We start from the raw sequence: 1,700 nt of genomic DNA on the forward strand, positions 1-1,700 counted from the left end.
GCTTACAAAAATAAAGCCCCGGTAGTTGGCAATACGTCCTTGTTTTAAGCCACGTGTCGATTTATCAAAGTCCGGTGCATATTCACCTGGCGCTTTAACTTTCACCAAACGACCATCTGATTTATAACACCATGCGTGGAAGGGACAGGTAAAGGTAGATTGATTGCCTTTTGCTACACGGGTCAGGGTTGCACCACGGTGTTCACAGGCATTCACTAAGGCATGTAATTCACCTTTGCCATCGCGGCTGACAATAATCGGTTGACGGCCAATTTGTACGGTGACAAAGTCATGATTGTTGGGGATTTCACTTTCATGGCAGGCATAAATCCAGACTTTCTCAAAAATATGCTGCATTTCCAATTCAAAAAGGTCTTGTTCAGTAAACATGTCACGCGCAATACGAAACACGCCATCTTGAGGACGGAAATCGACACAACTTTCGACAAAATTTTGCCACTCAATATTGGTTTTTGAGCTCATTTTACCCCTCCATTCAATCAATTGCTTTTTCTCGATTGAACAGGGATACGCCACTTCACTCTATCCGATTTCTTCTAATCTTTATCCAATTTCCAAGTCATTCACTTAAATTCTAGTATTTATAAAAATGCTCATTCACTTATCCAGAAAATGGATAATCTTAGGCAAAAATATGGATGTTTAAAATTCTATATATAGACTATACCTTATCGATATGTTTTTAAAATTCAATAAGTTGATATGTATATTTATTACATGATGAGGATATAAAATGACAAAGCGTACTTTGGGAAAGACAGGTTTAGAAATCGCACCGGTTGTCTTCGGTGGCAACGTATTTGGCTGGACCATAGATCAACAGCAAAGCTTTAAGGTACTTGATGCTTTTATAGATCATGGTTTTAATGCGATTGATACTGCAGATTTTTATTCGATCTGGGCAGCAGGCAATCAAGGTGGCGAGTCTGAAAGTATTATAGGAGAATGGCTAAAACAAAAACCAGGGAAACGCGATGATATAGTCCTTTTTACTAAAAGTCGGTCTGGATATGGGGATTTCAGGACATCAAGGCTTATCTAAACGCTGGATTATGCAAGCGGTGGAAGATTCACTTAAGCGCCTGAATACTGACTACATTGATTTATATTTTGCCCATTGGCCAGATGAAAATACACCTTATGAAGAAACCTTAGCTGCTTTTGACCAGCTCAAACAGCAAGGAAAAATTCGTGCTTATGGAACCTCTAATTTAGATGCGACCCAATTACAGCAATCGATCGATGCCGCAAAACAGATTAATGTGCCGCATTATCAAGTACTCCAACCGGAATATAATCTCTATGACCGCCAAGGTTTTGAAGAGCAGCTCAAACCGATTTGTCTTGAACATGAGATTGGTGTAGTAAGCTATTACAGTCTTGCGAGCGGTTTCCTCTCCGGTAAATACCGTAATTTAGAACAGATCAAAAGTAGTAAACGTGCAGACAGTTTAGGCAAATATTTTACAGCGCGAGGTGAACGTATTTTAAATGCGCTTGATATTGTCGCTGAACAGCATCATGTCCAACCTGCAGATGTTGCTTTGGCTTGGATTTTAACTCGAGAAGGGATTACCGCACCAATTGCCAGTGCAACGACTGAATAGCCACCGATTTTGTAGACACTCTTTAGTTAGATAAAATGGCTAATTAACGAGGTGTTTATGAGCAGTAGCAAA

General features: G+C 39.8%; 3 protein-coding genes. 2 read left to right on the forward strand and 1 reads right to left on the reverse strand.

Annotated features, from left to right (window positions below):
* The coding region (locus tag AY607_RS05060; protein ID WP_155858352.1) for a Rieske 2Fe-2S domain-containing protein at window positions 1-483 on the reverse strand (483 nt) is incomplete at its 3' end.
* A gap of 271 nt (window positions 484-754) precedes the next feature.
* Between AY607_RS05060 and AY607_RS15305 the strand changes: the two genes are divergently transcribed.
* Together AY607_RS15305 and AY607_RS15310 are read left to right on the forward strand one after the other, a co-directional pair.
* Window positions 755-1,063: an aldo/keto reductase gene (locus AY607_RS15305; RefSeq protein WP_064101950.1), complete on the forward strand. Its 309-nt coding sequence runs from the start codon at window positions 755-757 to the stop codon at window positions 1,061-1,063.
* The gene (locus AY607_RS15310; RefSeq protein ID WP_064101951.1) at window positions 1,032-1,628 is read left to right on the forward strand and encodes an aldo/keto reductase; all 597 of its coding nucleotides are present in this window, start codon (window positions 1,032-1,034) and stop codon (window positions 1,626-1,628) included. The genes AY607_RS15305 and AY607_RS15310 overlap by 32 nt, the downstream gene beginning before the upstream one ends.
* Window positions 1,629-1,700: the final 72 nt, after the last annotated feature.

Origin of the sequence: Acinetobacter sp. SFA (genome assembly GCF_001647535.1) — a bacterium.
Classification (GTDB): Bacteria; Pseudomonadota; Gammaproteobacteria; order Pseudomonadales; family Moraxellaceae; genus Acinetobacter; species Acinetobacter pecorum.

Bases quoted from the DNA above. Each gene is read 5' to 3' on its own strand.
- AY607_RS15305 (WP_064101950.1), top strand. From the start codon at position 755: ATGACAAAGCGTACTTTGGGAAAGACAGGTTTAGAAATCGCACCGGTT.
- AY607_RS15310 (WP_064101951.1), top strand. From the start codon at position 1,032: ATGGGGATTTCAGGACATCAAGGCTTATCTAAACGCTGGATTATGCAA.